We start from the raw sequence: 19,003 nt of genomic DNA, 5'->3' as shown, positions 1-19,003 counted from the left end.
AACGCGACTACATGTGGGCGGAGTACGCGAAAGACCCGCGTATGCGCGCCAACATCGGCATCCGCCGCAGGCTCGCCCCGCTCCTCGACAACGACCGCAACCAGATCGAACTCTTCACGGCCCTGCTGCTCTCCCTGCCCGGTTCGCCGATCCTCTACTACGGCGACGAGATCGGCATGGGCGACAACATCTGGCTCGGCGACCGGGACGCCGTACGCACCCCCATGCAGTGGACACCGGATCGCAACGCAGGTTTTTCGTCCTGTGACCCCGGGCGGCTGTTCCTGCCGACCATCATGGACCCCGTCTACGGCTACCAGGTCACCAACGTCGAGGCGTCGATGTCGTCGCCCTCGTCGCTGCTGCACTGGACCCGCCGCATGATCGAGATCCGCAAGCAGAACCCGGCCTTCGGCCTCGGGTCCTACACGGAACTCCAGTCCTCCAACCCGGCGGTACTGGCCTTCCTGCGGGAGTACGAGGACGATCTCGTACTGTGCGTGCACAACTTCTCACGGTTCGCGCAGCCCACCGAGCTGGATCTGCGGATCTTCAACGGGCGGCATCCGGTCGAGCTGTTCGGCGGGGTGCGCTTCCCGGCCATCGGCGAACTGCCGTACTTGCTGACCCTGGCGGGGCACGGCTTCTACTGGTTCCGGCTCCGCAAGGACCCCGCGTAGCGCCGCGCAGCGCCTCGCAGAACCCGGGGTGGGGCGGTTTCTCCTGTCCCACCCGGGGCACGCATCAGTAACACCCCGCCCACCCGGGGAAAGGAATGTGACACCATGGCGGAAACTGTCACACTTTCCGGCAAGACAAGTCCCGGCCTGCTCGCGTCCCTCGATCCCCTCCTGCGGGAATGGCTGCCCCGGCAGCGCTGGTTCGCCGGCAAGGGGCGGCCGGTCACCGGGTTCTCGCTGGTCGCGGCCACCGAGCTGTTGCCGGCCGACGGCAGGCTGGGCCTGTTCCATCTGCTGGTGCGCGCCCATCAGCCGCTCATGCTCGGCGCCGAACCCCACCCCGGTGACTGCTACCAGTTGCTGATAGGCGTGCGCGAGGCGCTGCCGCCCCGGCTGGCGCCCGCGCTGATCGGACACGTGGACCAGGGCTCCCTTGCCGGACGCACGGTGTACGACGCCCTGTACGACTCCCGGCCCGCCGAGGTGCTCCTGGAGGCGCTGCGCGCCCAGGCCCGCATCGGCGGGCTGCGCTTCGAACGGGAACCAGGACAGGAGATCCGTACCGGGCTGGTCCCGCGCCTGGTGACGGCCGAGCAGTCGAACTCGTCGGTCGTCTACGGAGATACGTTCATCCTCAAGCTGTTGCGCCGGGTCGTCCCCGGCGTCAACCCCGACCTGGAACTGCCGCTGGCGCTCGCCCGCGAGGGCTGCCCCCGGGTGCCCGCGCCGACGGCGTGGCTGCGGGCGGAGCTGGCCGGGGACTCGTATGTACTCGGTGTGCTTCAGCCATTTCTGCAGGGTGCGACGGACGGCTGGGAGCTGGCGCTGCGCGAGCTGGCCAAGGGCGAGGACTTCGGCGCCGAGGCGCGGGCGCTGGGCCGCGCCACGGCCGAGGTGCACGCGGCACTCGCCCGCGCCCTGCCGACCGTCACCCTGGGGCACACCCAGCTGCAGCTGCTGGCCGACGGCATGATCGAGCGTCTCGACGTGGCCACGCAGGCGGTGCCCGCGCTGCGGCCGTACGCGCCCGCCCTGCACTCCGCGTTCACCGCGCTCGCCGACCTGGCTTCGGAGGGCCGCACCTGGACCGCGCAGCGCATCCACGGTGACCTGCACCTCGGGCAGTGTCTGCGCTCGCCGGCCGGTCAGTGGTGGCTGATCGACTTCGAGGGCGAGCCGTCCAAACCCCTGGCGGAACGGCGGATGCCGCAGCCGCCGCTGCGGGACATCGCGGGAATGCTGCGGTCCTTCGACTACGCGGCCCACTCGGCCGTTTCTCAGGCAGAGGGCTGGGCGGAGGGGTGCCGGGCCGCCTACTGTTCCGGATACGCCGAGGTCAGCGGCCGGGATCCGCGCACGGACCCGGTACTGCTGCGCGCGTACGAAACAGACAAGGCGATCTATGAAGTCGTCTACGAGGCCCGTCACCGCCCCGACTGGCTGCCCGTTCCCATGGCGGCGATAGAGCGTTACGCCGCATCCGACCCTCACTGACCGACCTCACCTTCGCCGAGGAGGCGCCGCCCGTGACCCCCCGCCCCACGCCCAGCGGTTCGGATCCGAAGAAGAAGGCCGCGAAGGCCGCGGAGAAGGCGACCGAGCCCAAGAAATCGGTGAAGAAGACGGTGGCGAAGGCCACCGCCGAGAAGGCAGTCACGAAAAAGGCCGCCGCGGCGAAGACAACAGCGGCCGAGACAACAGCGAAGAAGAGCCCGGCAAAGAAGAGCCCGGCAAAGAAGAGCCCGGCGAAGAAGACGACTGCGAAGAAGGCGGCCACCAAACAGACGGCGGCCAAGCAGACGGCGGTCAAGCAGACAACCGCCAAAAAGACCGTCACCGCCGTGAAGAAGGTCACCGCACCGGTTCCGGCCGCGTCGCCGGACGTGCCCGTCGGGGACCGCGAGCGGCTGCTCGCCGGTACGCATCACGACCCGCACACGGTGCTGGGCGCTCACCCGGTACCCGGCGGGATCGCCTTCCGGGTCTTCCGGCCGTACGCGCTGTCCGTGACCGTCGTCGCCGCGGACCTGCGGGCCGAGCTGCACGACGACGGGGACGGGTTCTTCTCCGCCCTGCTGTCCCTGACCGAAGTCCCCGAGTACCGTCTCCTCGTACGGTACGAGGAGACGGTCCTGGAGACCGAGGACGCGTACCGCTTCCTGCCCACGCTGGGCGCGCTCGACCTGCACCTGATCGGCGAGGGGCGGCACGAGTATCTGTGGCAGGTGCTCGGCGCGCACCCGATGACGCACCAGGGCGTGGCCGGCACCCGTTTCTCCGTGTGGGCGCCGAATGCGCGCGGTGTGCATGTGGCTGGCACCTTCAACTTCTGGGACGGCACCGGCCATCCGATGCGCTCGCTCGGCTCCTCCGGTGTCTGGGAGCTGTTCGCGCCGGGGATCGGCGAGGGCGAGCTGTACAAGTTCGAGATCACCCGGCCCGACGGTTCGAAGACCCTGCGCGCCGACCCGCTGGCCCGCCGCACGGAGGCCCCGCCGAACACGTCGTCGATCGTCACCGCCTCCCACCACGAGTGGCGGGACGCGCAGTGGCTGGAGCAGCGTGCGAACGCGCCCGCCCACGAGGCCCCGTTCTCGGTCTACGAGGTCCACCTCCCCTCCTGGCGCCCTGGCCTGACGTACCGTCAACTGGCCGAGCAGCTGCCCGTCTACGTCAAGGACCTGGGCTTCACGCACGTCGAACTGATGCCGATCGCTGAGCACCCCTTCGGCGGTTCCTGGGGCTATCAGGTCACCGGCTTCTACGCCCCCACGGCCCGCCTGGGCACCCCCGACGACTTCAAGTACCTGGTCGACGCGCTGCACCAGGCGGGCATCGGCGTCCTCATGGACTGGGTGCCGGCGCACTTCCCGCGCGACGACTGGGCCCTGGCGGAGTTCGACGGCCGCCCGCTGTACGAGCACGAGGACCCGCTCCGCGCCGCGCACCCCGACTGGGGCACCCTGGAGTTCGACTACGGCCGCCGGGAGGTGCGCAACTTCCTGGTCGCGAACGCCATTTACTGGTGCGAGGAGTTCCACATCGACGGCCTGCGCGTCGACGCGGTCGCCTCCATGCTCTACCTCGACTACTCGCGCGAGCCCGGCCAGTGGACCCCGAACGAGCACGGCGGCCGGGAGAACCTGGATGCGGTGGCGTTCCTGCAGGAGATGAACGCGACGGTGTACCGGCGGGTGCCGGGCGTGGTCACCATCGCCGAGGAGTCCACGGCCTGGGACGGCGTCACCCGGGCCACGCACCACCGGGGCCCGGGCGGCTTCGGCGGGCTCGGCTTCGGCCTCAAATGGAACATGGGCTGGATGCACGACTCCCTCGACTACATCAGCCATGAGCCGATCCACCGCAAGTACCACCACAACGAGATGACCTTCTCGATGGTGTACGCGTACAGCGAGAACTACGTGCTGCCCATCTCGCACGACGAGGTGGTCCACGGCAAACGCTCACTGGTCTCGAAGATGCCGGGCGACTGGTGGCAGCAGCGCGCCAACCTCCGCGCCTACCTGGGCTTCATGTGGGCCCACCCGGGAAAGCAGCTCCTCTTCATGGGGCAGGAGTTCGCGCAGGGCGCGGAGTGGTCGGAGGCGCACGGCCCGGACTGGTGGCTCCTGGACCCGGCGTACGGTGCCGAGGCCGACCACCGCGGTGTCCGCGACCTGGTCCGGGACCTCAACATCGTCTACCGCCACAGCCCGGCCCTGTGGCAGCGGGACACCGACCCGTCGGGCTTCCAGTGGATCGTCGGTGACGCGGCCGAGGACAACGTCTTCGCGTTCCTGCGCCTCGCCGCCGACGGCACCCCGCTCCTGGCGGTCTCGAACTTCTCCCCCGTGGTCCGCCACGACTACCGCCTGGGCGTGCCCGACGACGTCCCCGCCTGGCACGAGACCCTCAACACGGACATCGGGAAATACGGCGGAAGCGACGTCACGAACCCCGACATCATCAAACCGGAACCCCAGCCCCACCAGGGCCGCCCGGCCAGCATCAGGCTGACCCTGCCACCCCTGGCAACGGTCTGGCTCCGCCCGGCCTAGCTCCGTTCAGCCATCTCAGCCCGTCCGGCGTTTGCGGACGAGGCCGTTCAGGCCGAAGCGGGGGTCTGGGGGCGGCAGCCCCCAGAGTCGGGACGGGAAGGGGCGGCGGGGGGCGACAATCTCCGGTCAGGCGAGCGCCGCGGCCAGAGCCGTCGGCAGTGCCCGGCTGTGCAGCACCCCCAACCGCTGCGTCGCCCGGGTCAACGCCACGTACAGGTCGCTGGTGCCGTACAGCCCCGGCTCAACCACCAGCACCGAGTCGAACTCCAGCCCCTTCGACTGACGCGGATCCAGCAGCACAACCCTCCGCGTCAGATCAGGCGCATCCCCCGCCACCACCCCGTCCAGCCGAGCGGCCAGCCTCCGGTGCAGATGCCGCGGCGCAATCACCGCCAACCGCCCCTCCGCAGGCGTCAGCTCCTCCACGGCCTTGCCCACGGCATCCGGCAGATCATCCACCGCCCGCACCCAAGGCCGTACGCCGGTCGACCGCACCGAACTCGGGGGCGAGAAGTCCGGCTGCTCGGCCCGCACCACCGCCGCGGCGACCTCCATGATCTCGGCCGGCGTTCGGTAGTTGACCCCCAGCCGGGCATGCTCCCAGCGGTCCTCGACATACGGCCCAAGAATCCCGGCCCAGGAACCGACCCCCGCCGCCTCCGCAGTCTGCGCCGGATCCCCCACCAGCGTCATCGACCGCGTCGGGCAGCGCCGCATCAGCAGCCGCCACGCCATCGGCGACAGCTCCTGCGCCTCGTCGACGATGACGTGCCCGAACGCCCAGGTCCGGTCGGCCGCCGCCCGCTCGGCGGCGCTGCGGTGGTCGTCCTCCTCGTGCCGCTCGGCGAACCGCTCGGCGTCGATGATGTCGTGCGCGGACAGCACCTCGGAGTCCTCCGCGTCCTGGTCCTCGAACTCGTAGGTCCGCGAGGCGTACGAGACGTCCAGCACGCCCTGCGCATACGCGACCTGCGTCTCCCGCTCCCGCTCGGCCCGCGCCCGCGCCACCCGCTCGTCCACGCCGAGCAGTTCGGCGGCCTCGTCGAGCAGCGGTACGTCCGCCACCGTCCACTCCCGCGTCACCGGACGGCGGATCGCGGCCGCGTCCTCGTCGGGAAGGTAGCCGACGGGATCGGCGAGGAAGTCCGCGACCAGACGCTGCGGGGTCAGCCGCGGCCACAACTGGTCGATGGCGGCCCACACCTCGGGGTTCTCGGCGATCTCGTCGCGGATCTGGGTGATGTCGCTAGGGTCCAGCAGGCTCGTACCGTCGAAAGGGTCCGTCCCGACCCGCTCGGCGTACATCTCGGTGAGCGTGTTGAGGATGTGCCCCTCGAAGTGCTCCCGGGCCACGTTGTGCGGCAGCCGGGCGGCACGGGTGCGCTCGCGGGCCATCTTCACCAGCCCGTCGTCGAGCATCAGGATCTCCCGGTCGTGCTCGATCGCGATCACCGGGTCGGGCAGCGCCTGCCAGTCGCGTACGGCCCCGGCGAGCACGTCCGCCATGTCGGCGCGGCCCTTCACCGCGGCCGCCGCACGGCTGTCGCTCGCCGTCGCCTTCACTCCGGGGAACAGTTCCCCGACCGTCGCGAGCAGCACGCCCGTCTCGCCGAGCGAGGGCAGCACCTCTCCGATGTAGCCGAGGAAGGCGGGGTTGGGTCCGACGATGAGCACGGCCCGCTTGGCGAGCAGTTCCCGGTGTTCGTAGAGCAGATAGGCGGCCCGGTGCAGGGCGACGGCCGTCTTGCCGGTGCCCGGACCGCCCTCGACCACCAGCACTCCCCGGTGCGGCGCCCGGATGATCTCGTCCTGCTCGGCCTGGATGGTCTGCACGATGTCGTGCATACGGCCGGTGCGCGCGGCGTCGAGTGCGGCGAGCAGCACGGCGTCGCCGGTCGGGTCCTCGTGGCCGGTCCGCTCCTGGTCCCCGAGGTCGAGGATCTCGTCGTGCAGGGCGGTGACCCGGCGCCCCTCGGTGGTGAGGTGCCGCCGGCGGCGCAGGCCCATCGGGGTGTGGCCGGTGGCCAGGTAGAAGGGGCGGGCGACGTCGGCACGCCAGTCGATCAGGACCGGAGTGCGCTCGGCGTCGTCGGTGCGCAGTCCGATACGGCCGATGTGGTGCCGGGTGCCCGGTGGGGGTCCCCCCGCTCGAGCGGAGTCGAGAGTGGGGGAGAAGTCGATACGGCCGAAGCACAGCGAACCGTCGACGGCGTTCAGCGCGGCGAGCAGCCCGGACCGCTCGGCGACCAGGATGTCCCGCTCCAGCCGGGCCTGCATGGGCGTGTTGCCCTGGGCGAGTGCATCCGTGACGCCCGCCTCGGTGTGGCCGCGCAGGGCGTCCACGCGCGCGTACAGGGCGTCGATGAATTCCTGTTCCCTGCGAATTTCATCGCTGTTTGACAATTCCACTCCCGGGTCGATACAATGACGCCAGTGAACTTCTTTGCGACCCAATCCCCATGAAGTCGCGAATCATTAAACTTACACAGAGAAATCCCCCGGGCGCAATTGCCCGGGGGATTTCTTCTGTACTGCGTGAGGTCAGAGGGCGTCCGCCAGCTCCGCCAACAGCCGCCGCTTGGGTCGCGCCCCCACCATCGCCTTGATCGGCTCGCCGTCGCGGAAGACCATGAACGTGGGCATCGAGAGCACCTTGTAGGCGTTCGTGGTCTCCGGATTGCGGTCCACGTTCAACTGCACCACCTTGAGACGACCTGCCTCCTCGGCGGCCAGGGCATGCAGGACCGGACCCATCTGCCGGCACGGCGGGCACCAGTCCGCCGTGAACTCCACCAGCACCGGCAACTCGGACCCGATCACCTGCGCCGCGAAATCCTCGTCCGTCACGTCGATCACAGTTCCCGCCCTCCCAGTTCGCACAACGGTGGTTCCCCGTCGGCCACGGCCAGCCGTACCGCGATCCGCGCCCGCACGGCCTGCAACTCGCCGATCAGCGCGTCGAGTTCGTCCAGCTTGCGCCGGTAGACCGCGAGCGAGGCCGGGCAGGAGTCGCCCTCCGGGTGCCCCGCTCGCAGACACTCCACGAACGGCCGCGTCTCCTCCAGGTCGAACCCGAAGTCCTGCAGCGTCCGGATCTGCCGGAGCAGCCTCAGATCGCTCTCGTCGTAGGTGCGGTAGCCGTTCCCGCCGCGCCGCGCGGGCAGCAGCCCGCGCGACTCGTAGTACCTGAGCGTCCGCGTCGTGGTCCCGGCCCGTTCGGCCAGCTCGCCGATTCGCATGCCTACGAACGTAATCCTTGACGCCGACGTCAGGGCAAGGCCAGGTGCGCGGTGCCGGTTCAGACGGCCTGTGCGGTGTGGGTGGCCGGCACCCCGGCCGACTCCTCGACCTCCAGCAGTGACGCGCTCTCCCGCTCCTCCTCGAACGCCTTACGGCCGCCCCGGAGTCCGAACAGCCGCTTGGCCAGGGCGATGTAGAGGACGGCGAGAACGTTGAGGACCAGCGTGCCGATCTTCAGCCAGCTGACGTGCTCGGTGAGCTCGTAGATCTCCAGGGGGAGGAAGGCGGCGGTGGCGACCACCGTGAGGTACTCCGCCCAGCGCCTGGCGTACCAGAGGCCGACCGCCTCGACGAGCTCGATCAGGGCGTACGCCAGCAGCAGTACGGCCACCAGCAGCAGCGTGGAGTGCTTGTAGCCGAAGGTCTTCTGTATCGTGCCGACGATCGGCGAGTGGTCGAGGTCGTAGTGGAAGTGCCGGAAGACGGGCCTGAGGACGTTGAGGTACTCGTCGAAGAGCCGGCGCACCGAGTCCTGGCTGTTGCTGAACTTCCACACGGCGAGCGCCACCAGCACGATGAAGACGCCACGCACGGCCCGCTCGATCGCCAGGAAGCGCAGGATGAACAGGTCGCGCAGGACCTTGCCGCGCGGCACGAGGGGCGCCTGCTCGGCCGGTCCCGAGCCGTGCGGCTCGCCGAGCACGAAGTCGCCGCAGCGCAGACAGCGCCAGACGTGCCCGAGCGAGGTCTGTGCGTGCAGCCGCGCCTTCAGCCCCGGCTCGTCCGGCGCATACGTCACGTGCCCCTTGCGGGCACACGTGCGCCGATCCCAGTCGATCTTCATCCCCCGTGCCTCCAACCAACCGGCGAACCTGCCGCGCGTGTACTGGACTGGCGCCGAACGCTAGTGGACTTCGGTAAGAGATCGGTGAGGATCACCGGGGCCGGCAGGGGGATGGCAAAGCCGAGCGGTCGGGTCCACGGGGGAGGAACCCGACCGCTCGGCTTCTTCGCCGGGCGGCTGGTCGACTGGGAGTGTTCAGCCGCCCGGAGTCCCGGCGGGGCTCAGGCCTTCGCCAGTTCCTTCTCGCCGCCCTGCTCCGGCACCTCGGCGAGCGGCTGCTCCTTCTCGTCGTCCAGGAGGGTCGTCTCGTCGAAGGGCAGCTCACCGGCGAGGACCCGGCCCACGCGCTCCTTGTCGATCTCCTTGGTCCAGGTGCCGATCAGGACCGTCGCCACGGAGTTGCCCGCGAAGTTCGTCAGGGCGCGCGCCTCGCTCATGAAGCGGTCGATGCCGACGATCAGGCCGACGCCGTCCACCAGGGCGGGCTTGTGCGACTGCAGACCACCGGCCAGGGTCGCGAGGCCGGCGCCGCTGACACCCGCCGCGCCCTTGGAGGCCAGCAGCAGGAAGAGCAGCAGCGGGATCTGCTCGCCGATGCCCATCGGCGTACCCATGGCGTCGGCGATGAACAGCGAGGCCATGGTCATGTAGATCATGGTGCCGTCGAGGTTGAAGGAGTAGCCGGTCGGGACGGTGATGCCGACGACCGACTTGCTGACACCGAGGTGCTCCATCTTCGCGATGAGGCGCGGCAGCGCGGACTCGGAGGAGGAGGTCGACAGGATCAGCAGGAACTCACGGGCCAGGTACTTGAAGAACGTGAAGATGTTGAGTCCGGCGATGATCCGGAGCAGGGCACCGAGCACGATGAAGACGAAGAGGAAACAGGTGACGTAGAAGCCGAGCATCAGGATGGCCAGCTGCTTCAGCGCGTCGAAACCGGCGGACCCGGTGACGGCGGCGATGGCACCGAAGGCACCGACGGGGGCGGCCCACATCACCATGCCGAGGATGCGGAAGACGAGCTTCTGGAGGTGCTCCACCCCGCGCAGGATCGGCTGCCCGGCCGAGCCCATGGCCTGCAGGGCGAAACCGGTGAGCAGGGCGACCAGCAGGGTCTGCAGCACCTGCCCCTGGGTGAAGGCCGAGATGAAGGTCGTCGGGATGATCGACAGCACGAAGTCGACCGGCGGCAACGCCTCACTGTCGACCTGTGCGTGCCCTGTCGCCTTGATCGCGTTGGTGATGTGCAGCCCGTCGCCCGGGTGCAGGATGTTGCCGACGACCAGGCCGATGGTCAGTGCGACCAGCGACATCACCAGGAAGTAACCGAGCGCGATACCGCCGACGGCGCCGACCTTGGCGGCCTTCCGTACGGAGCCGATGCCGATCACGATCGTGCAGAAGATGATCGGGGAGATCATCATCTTGATCAGGTTCACAAAGCCCGTGCCGAGCGGCTTGAGCTCGACGCCCACGCTCGGCCAGATCAGCCCCACGGCGATACCGAGGGCCACCGCTGCGATGACGGCGATGTAGAGATAGTGGGTGCGGTCCCGCTTCCCAGCGGGTGCGGCAGGTGCCGTATCGGGGGTGCTGGCGGCCACGGCTGCCCTCCTTGACGTCTTCGTCGGCATCACCGGCGTGCGGCTCACGTCCGGGGGATGGGGATGGGGGTGCGGTTCTCTGTACGGGAGGCGGTGGCTGGAACCGTATGTCCCGCTTCCACTGCTTCCTCGATGCGGTGACTATCCCGCGCTCCTGTGAGGGCGGTCACCCTTGCGTTCATTTAGTTCATCCGGCGGTGCCTCACACACTGACCTGTTACCTTCTAAGCCATGTCCCACCCCGTGAAGCGTGCGTTCAAGTACCGCTTCTATCCGAACGACGTCCAGGCAGCCGAGCTGACGCGTACGTTCGGCTGCGTGCGGACGGTCTACAACCTGGCCCTGCAGGCCCGCACCACCGCCTGGTTCACGGAGCGGCGCAGGATCAACTACGTCCAGACATCCGCGCTGCTCACGGAGTGGAAGAAGACCGAGGAGTACGCCTACCTGGCCGACGTCTCTTCGGTTCCCCTGCAACAGGCGCTGCGGCACCTGCAGGGCGCCTTCGTCAGCTTCTTCGAGAAGCGTTCCGCCTACCCGCGGTTCAAGTCCCGCAAGAAGTCCCGCAACAGCGCGGAATACACCCGCGCGGCATTCGCCTACCGCGACGGTCGACTGACCCTGGCGAAGATGCGGGAGCCGCTGGACATCGTGTGGTCCAGGCCTCTGCCCGAGGGACAGACCCCCTCGACAGTGACGGTGACGCAGGACAGTGCGGGTCGCTGGTTCGTGTCGATGCTGTGCGAGGACGCTTCGGTGAAGGCGCTCCCCAGCACTGGATCCGCGGTGGGCATCGACGCAGGCATCACCGCTCTGGTGACCCTGTCGACCGGAGAAAAGATCACCAATCCGAAGTTCGAGAAGAAAGACCGGGCAACGCTCGCCCGCGCACAACGAGAGGTGTCCCGCAAGAAGAAGGGTTCAAGGAACCGCGACAAGGCCCGCGTCCGCGTCGCCCGTATCCACGCCCGGATCGCCGACCGGCGCCGGGACTTCCTGCACAAACTGTCCACGCGTCTCGTTCGTGAGAACCAAACGATCGTGATCGAGGACCTCGCCGTCCGGAGCATGCTGAAAAACCGCACACTCAGCCGTGCGATCTCTGACGCGTCATGGGCTGCGCTTCGCTCCATGCTGGAGTACAAGGCCGAGTGGCACGGCCGCGAGCTGATCGCGGTCGACCGCTGGTACCCGTCGAGCAGAACCTGCTCGGCCTGCGGCCATCTGGTCGCGAAACTGCCGTTGGGCATCCGGGAATGGACCTGCGCCGCATGCGGGGCGACCCACGACCGGGACGAGAACGCGGCGAAAAACGTTCTGGCCGCCGGGCTGGCGGTGTCGGCCTGTGGAGCCGGTGTAAGACCTCAACGGAGATCTTCCGGGCGGGCTGCCGGTGCTGAAGCAGGAAAGCTTCGAAGGAGCGCCGGAGAGCGGCGCAGAGTCGGAGTATCCCCCTCGTCAGAGCGGGAAGAGGTCAATTAGTTCATGCTTGGCTTCGGGGGCCTCGAGGGACCAGGAAGTTCCGAACAGGAGCGAGGCACACTGAACCCATGCGCATGCCCCGCGTCCCGAGACCCCGCAGCCTGGCCGGCCAGCTCTTCGCCATGCAGGCCGTGCTGATAGCGGTGGTCGTGGCCGGATACGCACTGTTCACGTACGTCAGCGACCAGCGGCAGGCCGAGGACGCGGCGGCCCGTCAGGCGATGGCCGTCTCCCGCTCGATCGCGGACGCCCCCTCGGTGCACGCGGCGATCCGCACGGCCGACCCCAGCGCGCAGCTCCAGCCGTACGCCCTCAAGGTCATGCACGACGCGGACGTCGACTTCGTCACGATCATGAACCCGCGAGGCATCCGCTGGACCCACCCCAAGCCCGAGGAGATCGGCAAGCACTTCCGGGGCAACATCGAACCCGCGCTGCACCACAAGTCCTTCACCGAGACCTATACGGGCACACTCGGCCCGTCCGTCCGGGCGGTGACCCCCATCGAGGACCGCGGGCGGGTCATCGGCCTGGTCAGCGCGGGCATCGAGGTGAAGGCGATCAGCAAGCAGGTGCAGGACCAGGTCTCGGCCCTGCTCGGCGTCGCAGCCGGAGCGCTCGGGCTCGGTGCCATCGGTACGTACGTCGTCAACGCCCGGCTGCGCCGGCACACCCACGGCATGAACGCGACCCAGCTCAGCCGGATGCACGACTACCACCAGGCGGCGCTGCACGCTGTGCGGGAGGGGCTGCTGATGCTGGACGGGCAGTACCGGGTGGCGCTGATCAACGACGGGGGTCAGGAACTGCTGGGGGTGCCGTCCGAGGACGGCGTGGTGGGGAAGTCGGTTGCGGAACTCGGCCTGCCAGCGCCCCTGACGGGAGCGCTGCTCGCATCGGAGCCCCGGGTGGACGAGGTGCACCTCACCGCGGACCGCGTCCTCGTCGTCAACACCTCCCCGGTGTCGGGCGGCGAGCGCCGGGGCACCGTGGCAACCCTCCGCGACGTGACCGAACTCCAGTCCCTGATGGGCGAGTTGGACTCCGAGCGGGGCTTCACCCAGGCCCTGCGCTCACAGGCGCACGAGGCGGCGAACCGCCTGCACACGGTGGTCTCCCTCATCGAGCTCGGCCGGGCGGAGGAGGCCGTGGACTTCGCGACGGCCGAACTGGAACTGGCCCAGGCGCTGACCGACCAGGTGGTGGCGGCGGTGAGCGAACCCGTCCTCGCGGCACTGCTGCTCGGCAAGACCGCCCAGGCCAACGAGCGGGGCGTGGAGCTGGTGGTGTCGGACGACAGCCGCCTCGACGACGGCCTGCTCCCGCCGAGCCTCCCGGCCCGCGATCTGGTGACGATCCTCGGCAACCTGATCGACAACGCGGTGGACGCGGCCCAGGGCAGCATCGGCGCCCGCGTGACGGTGACGGCGTACGCGGAGGGCACGGAGCTGGTGATGCGGATCGCGGACACCGGCACGGGGGTGGATCCCGCCCATTCCGAGCTGGTATTCCAACGGGGGTTCTCGACGAAGCCGGCCGGTCCGGGCGGGCGGGGCCTCGGGCTGGCCCTGGTACGGCAGGCGGTCACCCGGCAGGAGGGCACGTTGACGGTGGCCGAAGGTGAGGAGGGCGGTGCGGTGTTCGAGGTACGGCTGCCGCTGGACACGGACCTCACTCCGCCCGCGGCGACCGGGCGCGCCGCGGTGAGGGGGGACGTATGACGAGTCGGCAGCGCATCCGTGTCCTGGTGGTGGACGCCCCCGTCGCGCAGGACCCGCACACCGGCCGTACGCCGGACACCGCCGGCCGCCGGGACCGGCGCGCCGCCGTGGTGAGAGGTGACGTATGACGGCCCAGCAGCCCATCCGCGTCCTGGTCGTGGAGGACGACCCGGTGGCCGCCGACGCCCACGTCATGTATGTCGGCCGGGTGCCGGGCTTCGTGGCCGTGGGCAAGGCGCACACGGGCGCGGAGGCGCGGCGCCTGCTGGACCGTACGCCGGTGGACCTGCTGCTGCTGGATCTGCATCTGCCGGATGTGCACGGGTTGCAGCTCGCGCGGTCGCTGCGGGCGGCCGGGCATCATGCGGACGTGATCGCGGTGACGTCGGCGCGGGACCTGACCGTCGTGCGGGAGGGCGTCTCGCTGGGCGTAGTCCAGTACGTGTTGAAGCCGTTCACGTTTGCGACCCTGCGGGACCGGCTGGTGCGGTACGCCGAGTTCCACGCGGCGGTGGGCGAGGCCAGCGGTCAGGACGAGGTGGACCGGGCGCTGGCCTCCCTGCGGGCGCCTTCGCCGGCGGCCCTGCCCAAGGGGCTGAGCGCGCCGACGCTGGAGCGCGTGACGGTGGCACTGCGGGACTGCGGGGAGGGACTGACCGCGGCAGGGCTGGCGGAGGCGGTGGGGATCTCGCGGATCACCGCCCGGCGGTATCTGGAGCACCTGGTGGACGCGGGACGGGCGGCGCGGGCTCCGCAGTACGGGACCGTGGGGCGGCCGGAGTTGCAGTACCGGTGGGTCAGCGGTCCCTAGCCGCTTCTAGCGGAACGGCCTTGCGTATACGACGACTTGGACGCCGAGGCCGATGACGGTGAGCGCCTCGGTGACGGACAGGACGAGGAGCCCGGCCGTGGTCTGCCCGGCCGCCCAGTAGACGGTGAGACCGGCGAAGGGGACGACGCAGAAGGCCAGCAGGTCGATCGCGCACTGAATGGCCTTGCGGGAACGGCGCCGGGTGTCGGTCCGATGTGCGGTCTCCCAGGCGAAGGCCCGCTCGGCCTGGGCGAGCCTGGACAGGCGGGGGCCGAGGTCGTCGCGGATGAAGCTGCCGATCGCGGAGATCTTCTCGTCGTTGACGAGCTAGGTCCAGCCGAGGACGACCGTGACGGGTGGGAGTGCGAGCAGCATCGAGGACTGCTGGGCCTGGGCGGCCGCGGCGATGACGGCGGCGACGACGGTGAGGGTGACGTAGAGGAGGTTGTCGCGGAATCCGATACGGGTCTTCTGCTCGTCCTTGATGGTCTGGTACTCGGCGAGCAGCAACTGCCCGACGGTGACCTCCTGTTCCGGCATGTCGACTCCCCCGGTTTGCTGCCAACACGACGTCCGTGCAGGTCACTTGGAAGTACCTTAAAGGCGTGACGCAACCCACTGTGGCGGTGCTGACCGCGTTGTCGTTGGAGTACACGGCGGTGCGGCCGCACCTGACGGACGTGCACACGGTCCGGCACGAGCGGGGGACGGTCGCTTCGGTGGGCCGCCTGGACGGGACTCCGTGGGACGTCGCCCTGGTCGAACTGGGCGAGGGGAACCTGACCGCCGCGACACTGACGGAACGGGTGGTGTCGTGGCTCGACCCGCAGGCGGTGCTGTTCGTCGGGGTCGCGGGCAGCCTGAAGAGCGACATCGGGCTGGGCGATGTGGTCGTTGCGACCAAGGTGTACGGCATCCATGGCGGCAAGGAGACGCCCGACGGCTTCCTCGTGCGCCCGGAGGCCTGGCGGGCCTCGCACCGCCTGGAGCAGGCGGCGCGGGAGGCGCTGCGGGACGATCCGCGGGCGTATCTGAAGCCGATCGCGGCGGGGGATGTGGTGCTGGCGTCGGCGGAGTCGGCGTTGGCGGCGCGTCTGAAGGCCCACTACAACGACGCGGCGGCGATCGAGATGGAAGGCTCCGGCGTCGCTGCTGCCGTACATCTGGCGGGCGGGGATGCGCTGGTGATCCGCGGGATCAGCGATCGGGCCGACGCCGCGAAGTCCGAGCGTGATGCGGAGAACTGGCAGCCTCGGGCGGCGGAGAGAGCTGCGGCGGCGGCGGTGGCCGTGCTGCGGGAACTGCAGCCGTTTCGGGGACGGGCCCAGGGCGCCGGGCGAGAGGCGCCGGACTCCGAGGAGGGGCCCCATCGGGGGTCCGCCTATGGAGGGGATCACCTCGACTTCAGGGGGAGCACCTTCAACGGGCCGTTCGTGGCCAAGCGGGTGGAACGGGGGAACAGGGAGCGGTAGTTCGGGGCAGCGGGGGGCCGTTCATGGACCGGTGCCGGTGGCCACGGCCGCGTTGCCGGGGGTGCCCGCCGGGTTCACCGGACGCGGGGACGACCTGGCGCGGCTGCTCCCGGCACTGAAGCCCGCCGCTGGTTCCGGACTGCCCGTGGTCATCTGCGCGCTGTCAGGGCTGGGCGGGATCGGGAAGACGTCACTGGCGTTGCACGCGGGGCACCAGGCGGTCCGGGACGGGTGGTTTCCGGGCGGGACGCTCTTCGTGGACCTGCGGGGATACGACGAAGATCCGGTCACGGCCGACCAGGCCTTGGTGGCCTTGCTGGACGGCTTCGGCATACGCGGGACCGACCTGCCGCAGACCCCGACGGCCCAGTACGCCCTCTACCGCACCCTGCTCGCCGCGCACACCGAACCGATGCTGCTCCTTCTGGACAACGCCTCGGACCCGGCCCAGCTCACGCCCTTGATCCCCGGCACCGACCGGCACCGGGTGCTCATCACCTCCCGCGACCGCCTGACCGACCTGCCCGCGCGACAGATCGACCTCGACACGCTCAAGCCGGACGACGCGGCCGAACTCATCGCCAAGTCCCTGCTGCTCAGCGACGAACGGGACGACCGTCCCGCTCACGAGCCCGGCGCCAATCCCGCGCAGACGCATTGACCTGACTAGACCACTCCTCCTACCTTCACCAGGCAACCATCTCGGCCGACAACGTAGTCAGGCCCGCAGGAGGTCATGCCCGTGCGCCCCACCGCCGTCCTCACCGCCCTCCTCACCACCGCCCTCGCCGCGAGCGCCCTCACCGCATGCGGCAGCGGCTCCGGCAGCAGCCCGGACACCGTGAGGGTCTCCTTCAAACAGTCCACGGACAACTCCATCCATGTGATGGACGACTATCTCGCGGACATCAAGAAGCAGTTCGAGAAGAAGTACCCCGGCAAGAAGGTCGAGCTGATCCCGATCAAGGCCCCGGACTCGGAGTACTACACCAAGGTCCAGCAGATGCTCCGCTCCCCCAGGACAGCCCCGGACCTGGTCTACGAGGACACGTTCCTCATCAACTCCGACATCACCAGCGGCTACTTGAAGCCCCTCGACCCGTACCTCGAGAAGTGGCCGGACTGGAACCGGTTCATCGGCACGGCGAAGAACGCGGCCGAGGGCGAGGACGGGAAGACGTACGGCGTCCCGGACGGCACCGACACCCGGGGGCTCTGGTTCGACAAGGGCATCTTCCAGAAGGCGGGGCTGCCGACGAACTGGCAGCCGAAGACCTGGGACGATGTCCTGACCGCCGCCCGCACCATCAAACGGAAGGTCCCCGGCGTCACCCCCCTCAACGTCTACACCGGCAAACCCGCCGGTGAGGCGGCGACGATGCAGACGTTCGAGATGCTCCTCTACGGCACCGGCGACGGCACGTCCGACCCGCTGTACGACAAGGCGTCGAAGAAGTGGATCGCGTCGAGCCAGGGGTTCAAGGACGCACTGTCCTTCGTGCACACGGTGTTCCAGGAGAGGCTCGGGCCGGACGTCTCCACCGCCCTCGACCCCAACATCCAGACCATCGTGGCCGGTGAGCTCCTGCCCAAGGGCAAGTTGGGCATCGCTCTCGACGGATCCTGGTTGCCCCAGGCCTGGTTGAAGGGCAGCGGGCACGAATGGCCCCAGTGGTCCAGCGAGTTGGGGCTGGCGTACATGCCGACCCAGCACGGCCAGGCCCCCGGCAAGGTGAGCATGTCCGGGGGCTGGACCTGGGCGATCCCGTCCAAGGCGGGCAACCCCGACCTGGCCTTCGACTTCATCAAGACGATGCAGACCAAGGCGAACGCCGAGAAGTGGTACATCGCCAACTCCGGTATCTCGGTGCGGAAGGACGTGGCCGCCGACCCGGCGTACGCCAAGGCCCAGCCCGGCATCAAGTTCTTCACGGATCTGGTCGCGAGCACCCACTACCGGCCCGCCTACCCCGCGTACCCGAAGGTCTCCACGGCCATCCAGGAGGCGATGGAGGGCGTGACGACAGGCGACATGTCGGCGGACAAGGCGGCGAGTTCGTACGACGACGCGCTCAAGTCGGCCACGGACGACCAGGTCGTCCAGAAGTGACCGGCGGCGACCACCGATGACCGCCGTGCCGCAGCACGCGGGCCCGGACCTGGCGAGGAAACCTCCGGGCCCGGCGCCCCACACCTCCGCCCGTCACCCCAGCTCACACCGCCACCCCCTCCTCCGCGGCCTGACGCGCGCCCTCCCCCTCTCCCCCGCCCTGGTCCTCCTGCTCCTCTTCCTCGCCGGCCCGATCGCCTACTGCGCCTACCTCGCCTTCACCGACCTCCAGCTCACCGGCCAGGCCCACTCCTCCTTCGTCGGCTTCGCCAACTTCCGTACGGCCTTCAAGGATCAGGAGTTCCTCAACGCCGTATGGCTGACGATCGTCTTCACGGTCCTGTCGTCGCTCATCGGCCAGAACACCCTGGGCCTGGCGCTGGCGGCGCTGATGCAGCGCGCTTCGAAGCCGGTGCGCACACTGACGGGCGGCATCGTGATCACGGCGTGGGTACTGCCGGAGGTGGTGGCGGGCTTCCTCCTCTACGCCTTCTTCCGCCGCGAGGGCACCCTGAACGCCATCCTGGACCGGCTCCATCTCCCGTCCCAGAACTGGCTGTTCACGCTCCCGATCCTGGCGGTGTCGTTCGCGAACGTCTGGCGGGGAACGGCCTTCTCGATGCTGGTCTACTCAGCAGCCCTGAACGAGATTCCCCAGGAGATCACGGAGGCGGCGGAGGTGGACGGCGCGGGCGGCCTGCGCCGCATGTGGCACATCACGTTGCCGATGATCCGCCGCTCCATCGGCACGAACCTGATGCTGAACACCCTCCAGACCCTGTCCGTCTTCGGCCTGATCTGGGTGATGACGAGAGGCGGCCCGGGAAGCAAGAGCCAGACCCTGCCCCTGTACATGTACGAACAGGGCTTCCAGAACAGCATGATCGGCTACGCCACGGCGGTCGCGCTGCTGCTCCTGGTCGTCGGCTCCCTGTTCTCGGTCGTGTACCTGCGCCTGCTGCGGACGGAGGTCTGACG

General features: G+C 69.3%; 16 protein-coding genes and 1 pseudogene. 11 read left to right on the top strand and 6 right to left on the bottom strand.

The genetic code is table 11. The features are described 5' to 3' along the window. From AB0N07_RS36805 to glgB, 3 genes are all read left to right on the top strand, one after another. A partial coding sequence (locus AB0N07_RS36805) for an alpha-glucosidase C-terminal domain-containing protein (protein WP_365842806.1) occupies positions 1 to 680 on the top strand: 680 nt, incomplete at its 5' end. Positions 681 to 785: 105 nt separating this feature from the next. Next, a complete protein-coding gene (locus AB0N07_RS36800) occupies positions 786 to 2,174 on the top strand; it encodes a maltokinase (RefSeq protein WP_365842804.1) in 1,389 nt (462 codons plus the stop codon). Positions 2,175 to 2,206: 32 nt separating this feature from the next. Then, positions 2,207 to 4,738: a 1,4-alpha-glucan branching enzyme gene (gene glgB / locus AB0N07_RS36795; RefSeq protein WP_365842802.1), complete on the top strand. Its 2,532-nt coding sequence runs from the start codon at positions 2,207 to 2,209 to the stop codon at positions 4,736 to 4,738. Positions 4,739 to 4,864: 126 nt separating this feature from the next. Here the strand turns inward: glgB and AB0N07_RS36790 are convergent, their stop codons facing one another. The 5 genes from AB0N07_RS36790 to AB0N07_RS36770 form a co-directional block, all read right to left on the bottom strand. Beyond that, positions 4,865 to 7,123, bottom strand: a complete 2,259-nt coding sequence (locus tag AB0N07_RS36790) for a UvrD-helicase domain-containing protein (RefSeq protein WP_365842808.1) — start codon at positions 7,121 to 7,123, stop codon at positions 4,865 to 4,867. A 156-nt stretch (positions 7,124 to 7,279) separates the two neighbouring features. Then, on the bottom strand, positions 7,280 to 7,594 hold the full coding sequence (locus AB0N07_RS36785) for a thioredoxin domain-containing protein (RefSeq protein ID WP_365842800.1): 315 nt from the start codon (positions 7,592 to 7,594) through the stop codon (positions 7,280 to 7,282). After that, on the bottom strand, positions 7,591 to 7,977 hold the full coding sequence (locus tag AB0N07_RS36780; protein ID WP_365842798.1) for a MerR family transcriptional regulator: 387 nt from the start codon (positions 7,975 to 7,977) through the stop codon (positions 7,591 to 7,593). Before AB0N07_RS36780 ends, AB0N07_RS36785 begins: the two co-directional genes overlap by 4 nt. Before the next feature lie 59 nt (positions 7,978 to 8,036). Next, entirely contained in the window at positions 8,037 to 8,822 is a 786-nt protein-coding gene (locus tag AB0N07_RS36775) for a DUF2127 domain-containing protein (protein ID WP_365842796.1), read from the bottom strand. A gap of 221 nt (positions 8,823 to 9,043) precedes the next feature. Next, positions 9,044 to 10,429 (bottom strand): cation:dicarboxylase symporter family transporter, encoded by a 1,386-nt coding sequence (locus tag AB0N07_RS36770; RefSeq protein WP_365842794.1) that lies wholly within the window; start codon positions 10,427 to 10,429, stop codon positions 9,044 to 9,046. Positions 10,430 to 10,660: 231 nt separating this feature from the next. Here AB0N07_RS36770 and AB0N07_RS36765 point away from each other — a divergent pair, with 231 nt between their 5' ends. The 4 genes from AB0N07_RS36765 (at position 10,661) to AB0N07_RS36750 (ending at position 14,443) form a co-directional block, all read left to right on the top strand. After that, entirely contained in the window at positions 10,661 to 11,911 is a 1,251-nt protein-coding gene (locus AB0N07_RS36765) for an RNA-guided endonuclease TnpB family protein (protein WP_365842792.1), read from the top strand. Between the two features lie 68 nt (positions 11,912 to 11,979). Continuing rightward, a complete protein-coding gene (locus tag AB0N07_RS36760; protein WP_365842790.1) occupies positions 11,980 to 13,632 on the top strand; it encodes a sensor histidine kinase in 1,653 nt (550 codons plus the stop codon). Next, positions 13,629 to 13,760, top strand: coding sequence for a hypothetical protein (locus AB0N07_RS36755; protein WP_365842788.1), 132 nt, complete (start codon positions 13,629 to 13,631; stop codon positions 13,758 to 13,760). The genes AB0N07_RS36760 and AB0N07_RS36755 overlap by 4 nt, the downstream gene beginning before the upstream one ends. Beyond that, entirely contained in the window at positions 13,757 to 14,443 is a 687-nt protein-coding gene (locus AB0N07_RS36750) for a response regulator (protein ID WP_365842786.1), read from the top strand. The genes AB0N07_RS36755 and AB0N07_RS36750 overlap by 4 nt, the downstream gene beginning before the upstream one ends. A gap of 6 nt (positions 14,444 to 14,449) precedes the next feature. Here AB0N07_RS36750 and AB0N07_RS36745 read toward each other — a convergent pair. After that, positions 14,450 to 14,983 (bottom strand): annotated as a pseudogene (locus AB0N07_RS36745) (hypothetical protein). A gap of 65 nt (positions 14,984 to 15,048) precedes the next feature. On the opposite strand from AB0N07_RS36745, the gene AB0N07_RS36740 reads away from it, so the two are divergent. From AB0N07_RS36740 to AB0N07_RS36725, 4 genes are all read left to right on the top strand, one after another. Continuing rightward, the gene (locus AB0N07_RS36740) at positions 15,049 to 15,915 is read left to right on the top strand and encodes a 5'-methylthioadenosine/S-adenosylhomocysteine nucleosidase (RefSeq protein ID WP_365842784.1); all 867 of its coding nucleotides are present in this window, start codon (positions 15,049 to 15,051) and stop codon (positions 15,913 to 15,915) included. 31 nt (positions 15,916 to 15,946) lie between these two features. After that, positions 15,947 to 16,576, top strand: coding sequence for an ATP-binding protein (locus AB0N07_RS36735; protein WP_365842782.1), 630 nt, complete (start codon positions 15,947 to 15,949; stop codon positions 16,574 to 16,576). A gap of 75 nt (positions 16,577 to 16,651) precedes the next feature. After that, a complete protein-coding gene (locus tag AB0N07_RS36730; protein WP_365842780.1) occupies positions 16,652 to 18,025 on the top strand; it encodes an extracellular solute-binding protein in 1,374 nt (457 codons plus the stop codon). A gap of 16 nt (positions 18,026 to 18,041) precedes the next feature. Beyond that, positions 18,042 to 19,001, top strand: coding sequence for a sugar ABC transporter permease (locus AB0N07_RS36725; protein WP_365842778.1), 960 nt, complete (start codon positions 18,042 to 18,044; stop codon positions 18,999 to 19,001). Positions 19,002 to 19,003 lie beyond the last annotated feature (2 nt).

Source organism: Streptomyces sp. NPDC051172 (assembly GCF_040682555.1).
Lineage (GTDB): Bacteria > Actinomycetota > Actinomycetes > Streptomycetales > Streptomycetaceae > Streptomyces.
This window is presented reverse-complemented; position numbering and strand designations above follow the sequence as displayed.

Excerpts from the sequence above, each read along its gene's own strand:
- AB0N07_RS36760 (WP_365842790.1), top strand. The coding sequence starts at position 11,980 with ATGCGCATGCCCCGCGTCCCGAGACCCCGCAGCCTGGCCGGCCAGCTC.
- AB0N07_RS36730 (WP_365842780.1), top strand. The coding sequence starts at position 16,652 with ATGCCCGTGCGCCCCACCGCCGTCCTCACCGCCCTCCTCACCACCGCC.
- AB0N07_RS36765 (WP_365842792.1), top strand. The coding sequence starts at position 10,661 with ATGTCCCACCCCGTGAAGCGTGCGTTCAAGTACCGCTTCTATCCGAAC.
- AB0N07_RS36780 (WP_365842798.1), bottom strand. The coding sequence starts at position 7,977 with ATGCGAATCGGCGAGCTGGCCGAACGGGCCGGGACCACGACGCGGACG.
- AB0N07_RS36750 (WP_365842786.1), top strand. The coding sequence starts at position 13,757 with ATGACGGCCCAGCAGCCCATCCGCGTCCTGGTCGTGGAGGACGACCCG.
- AB0N07_RS36725 (WP_365842778.1), top strand. The coding sequence starts at position 18,042 with ATGACCGCCGTGCCGCAGCACGCGGGCCCGGACCTGGCGAGGAAACCT.
- AB0N07_RS36800 (WP_365842804.1), top strand. The coding sequence starts at position 786 with ATGGCGGAAACTGTCACACTTTCCGGCAAGACAAGTCCCGGCCTGCTC.
- AB0N07_RS36755 (WP_365842788.1), top strand. The coding sequence starts at position 13,629 with ATGACGAGTCGGCAGCGCATCCGTGTCCTGGTGGTGGACGCCCCCGTC.
- AB0N07_RS36775 (WP_365842796.1), bottom strand. The coding sequence starts at position 8,822 with ATGAAGATCGACTGGGATCGGCGCACGTGTGCCCGCAAGGGGCACGTG.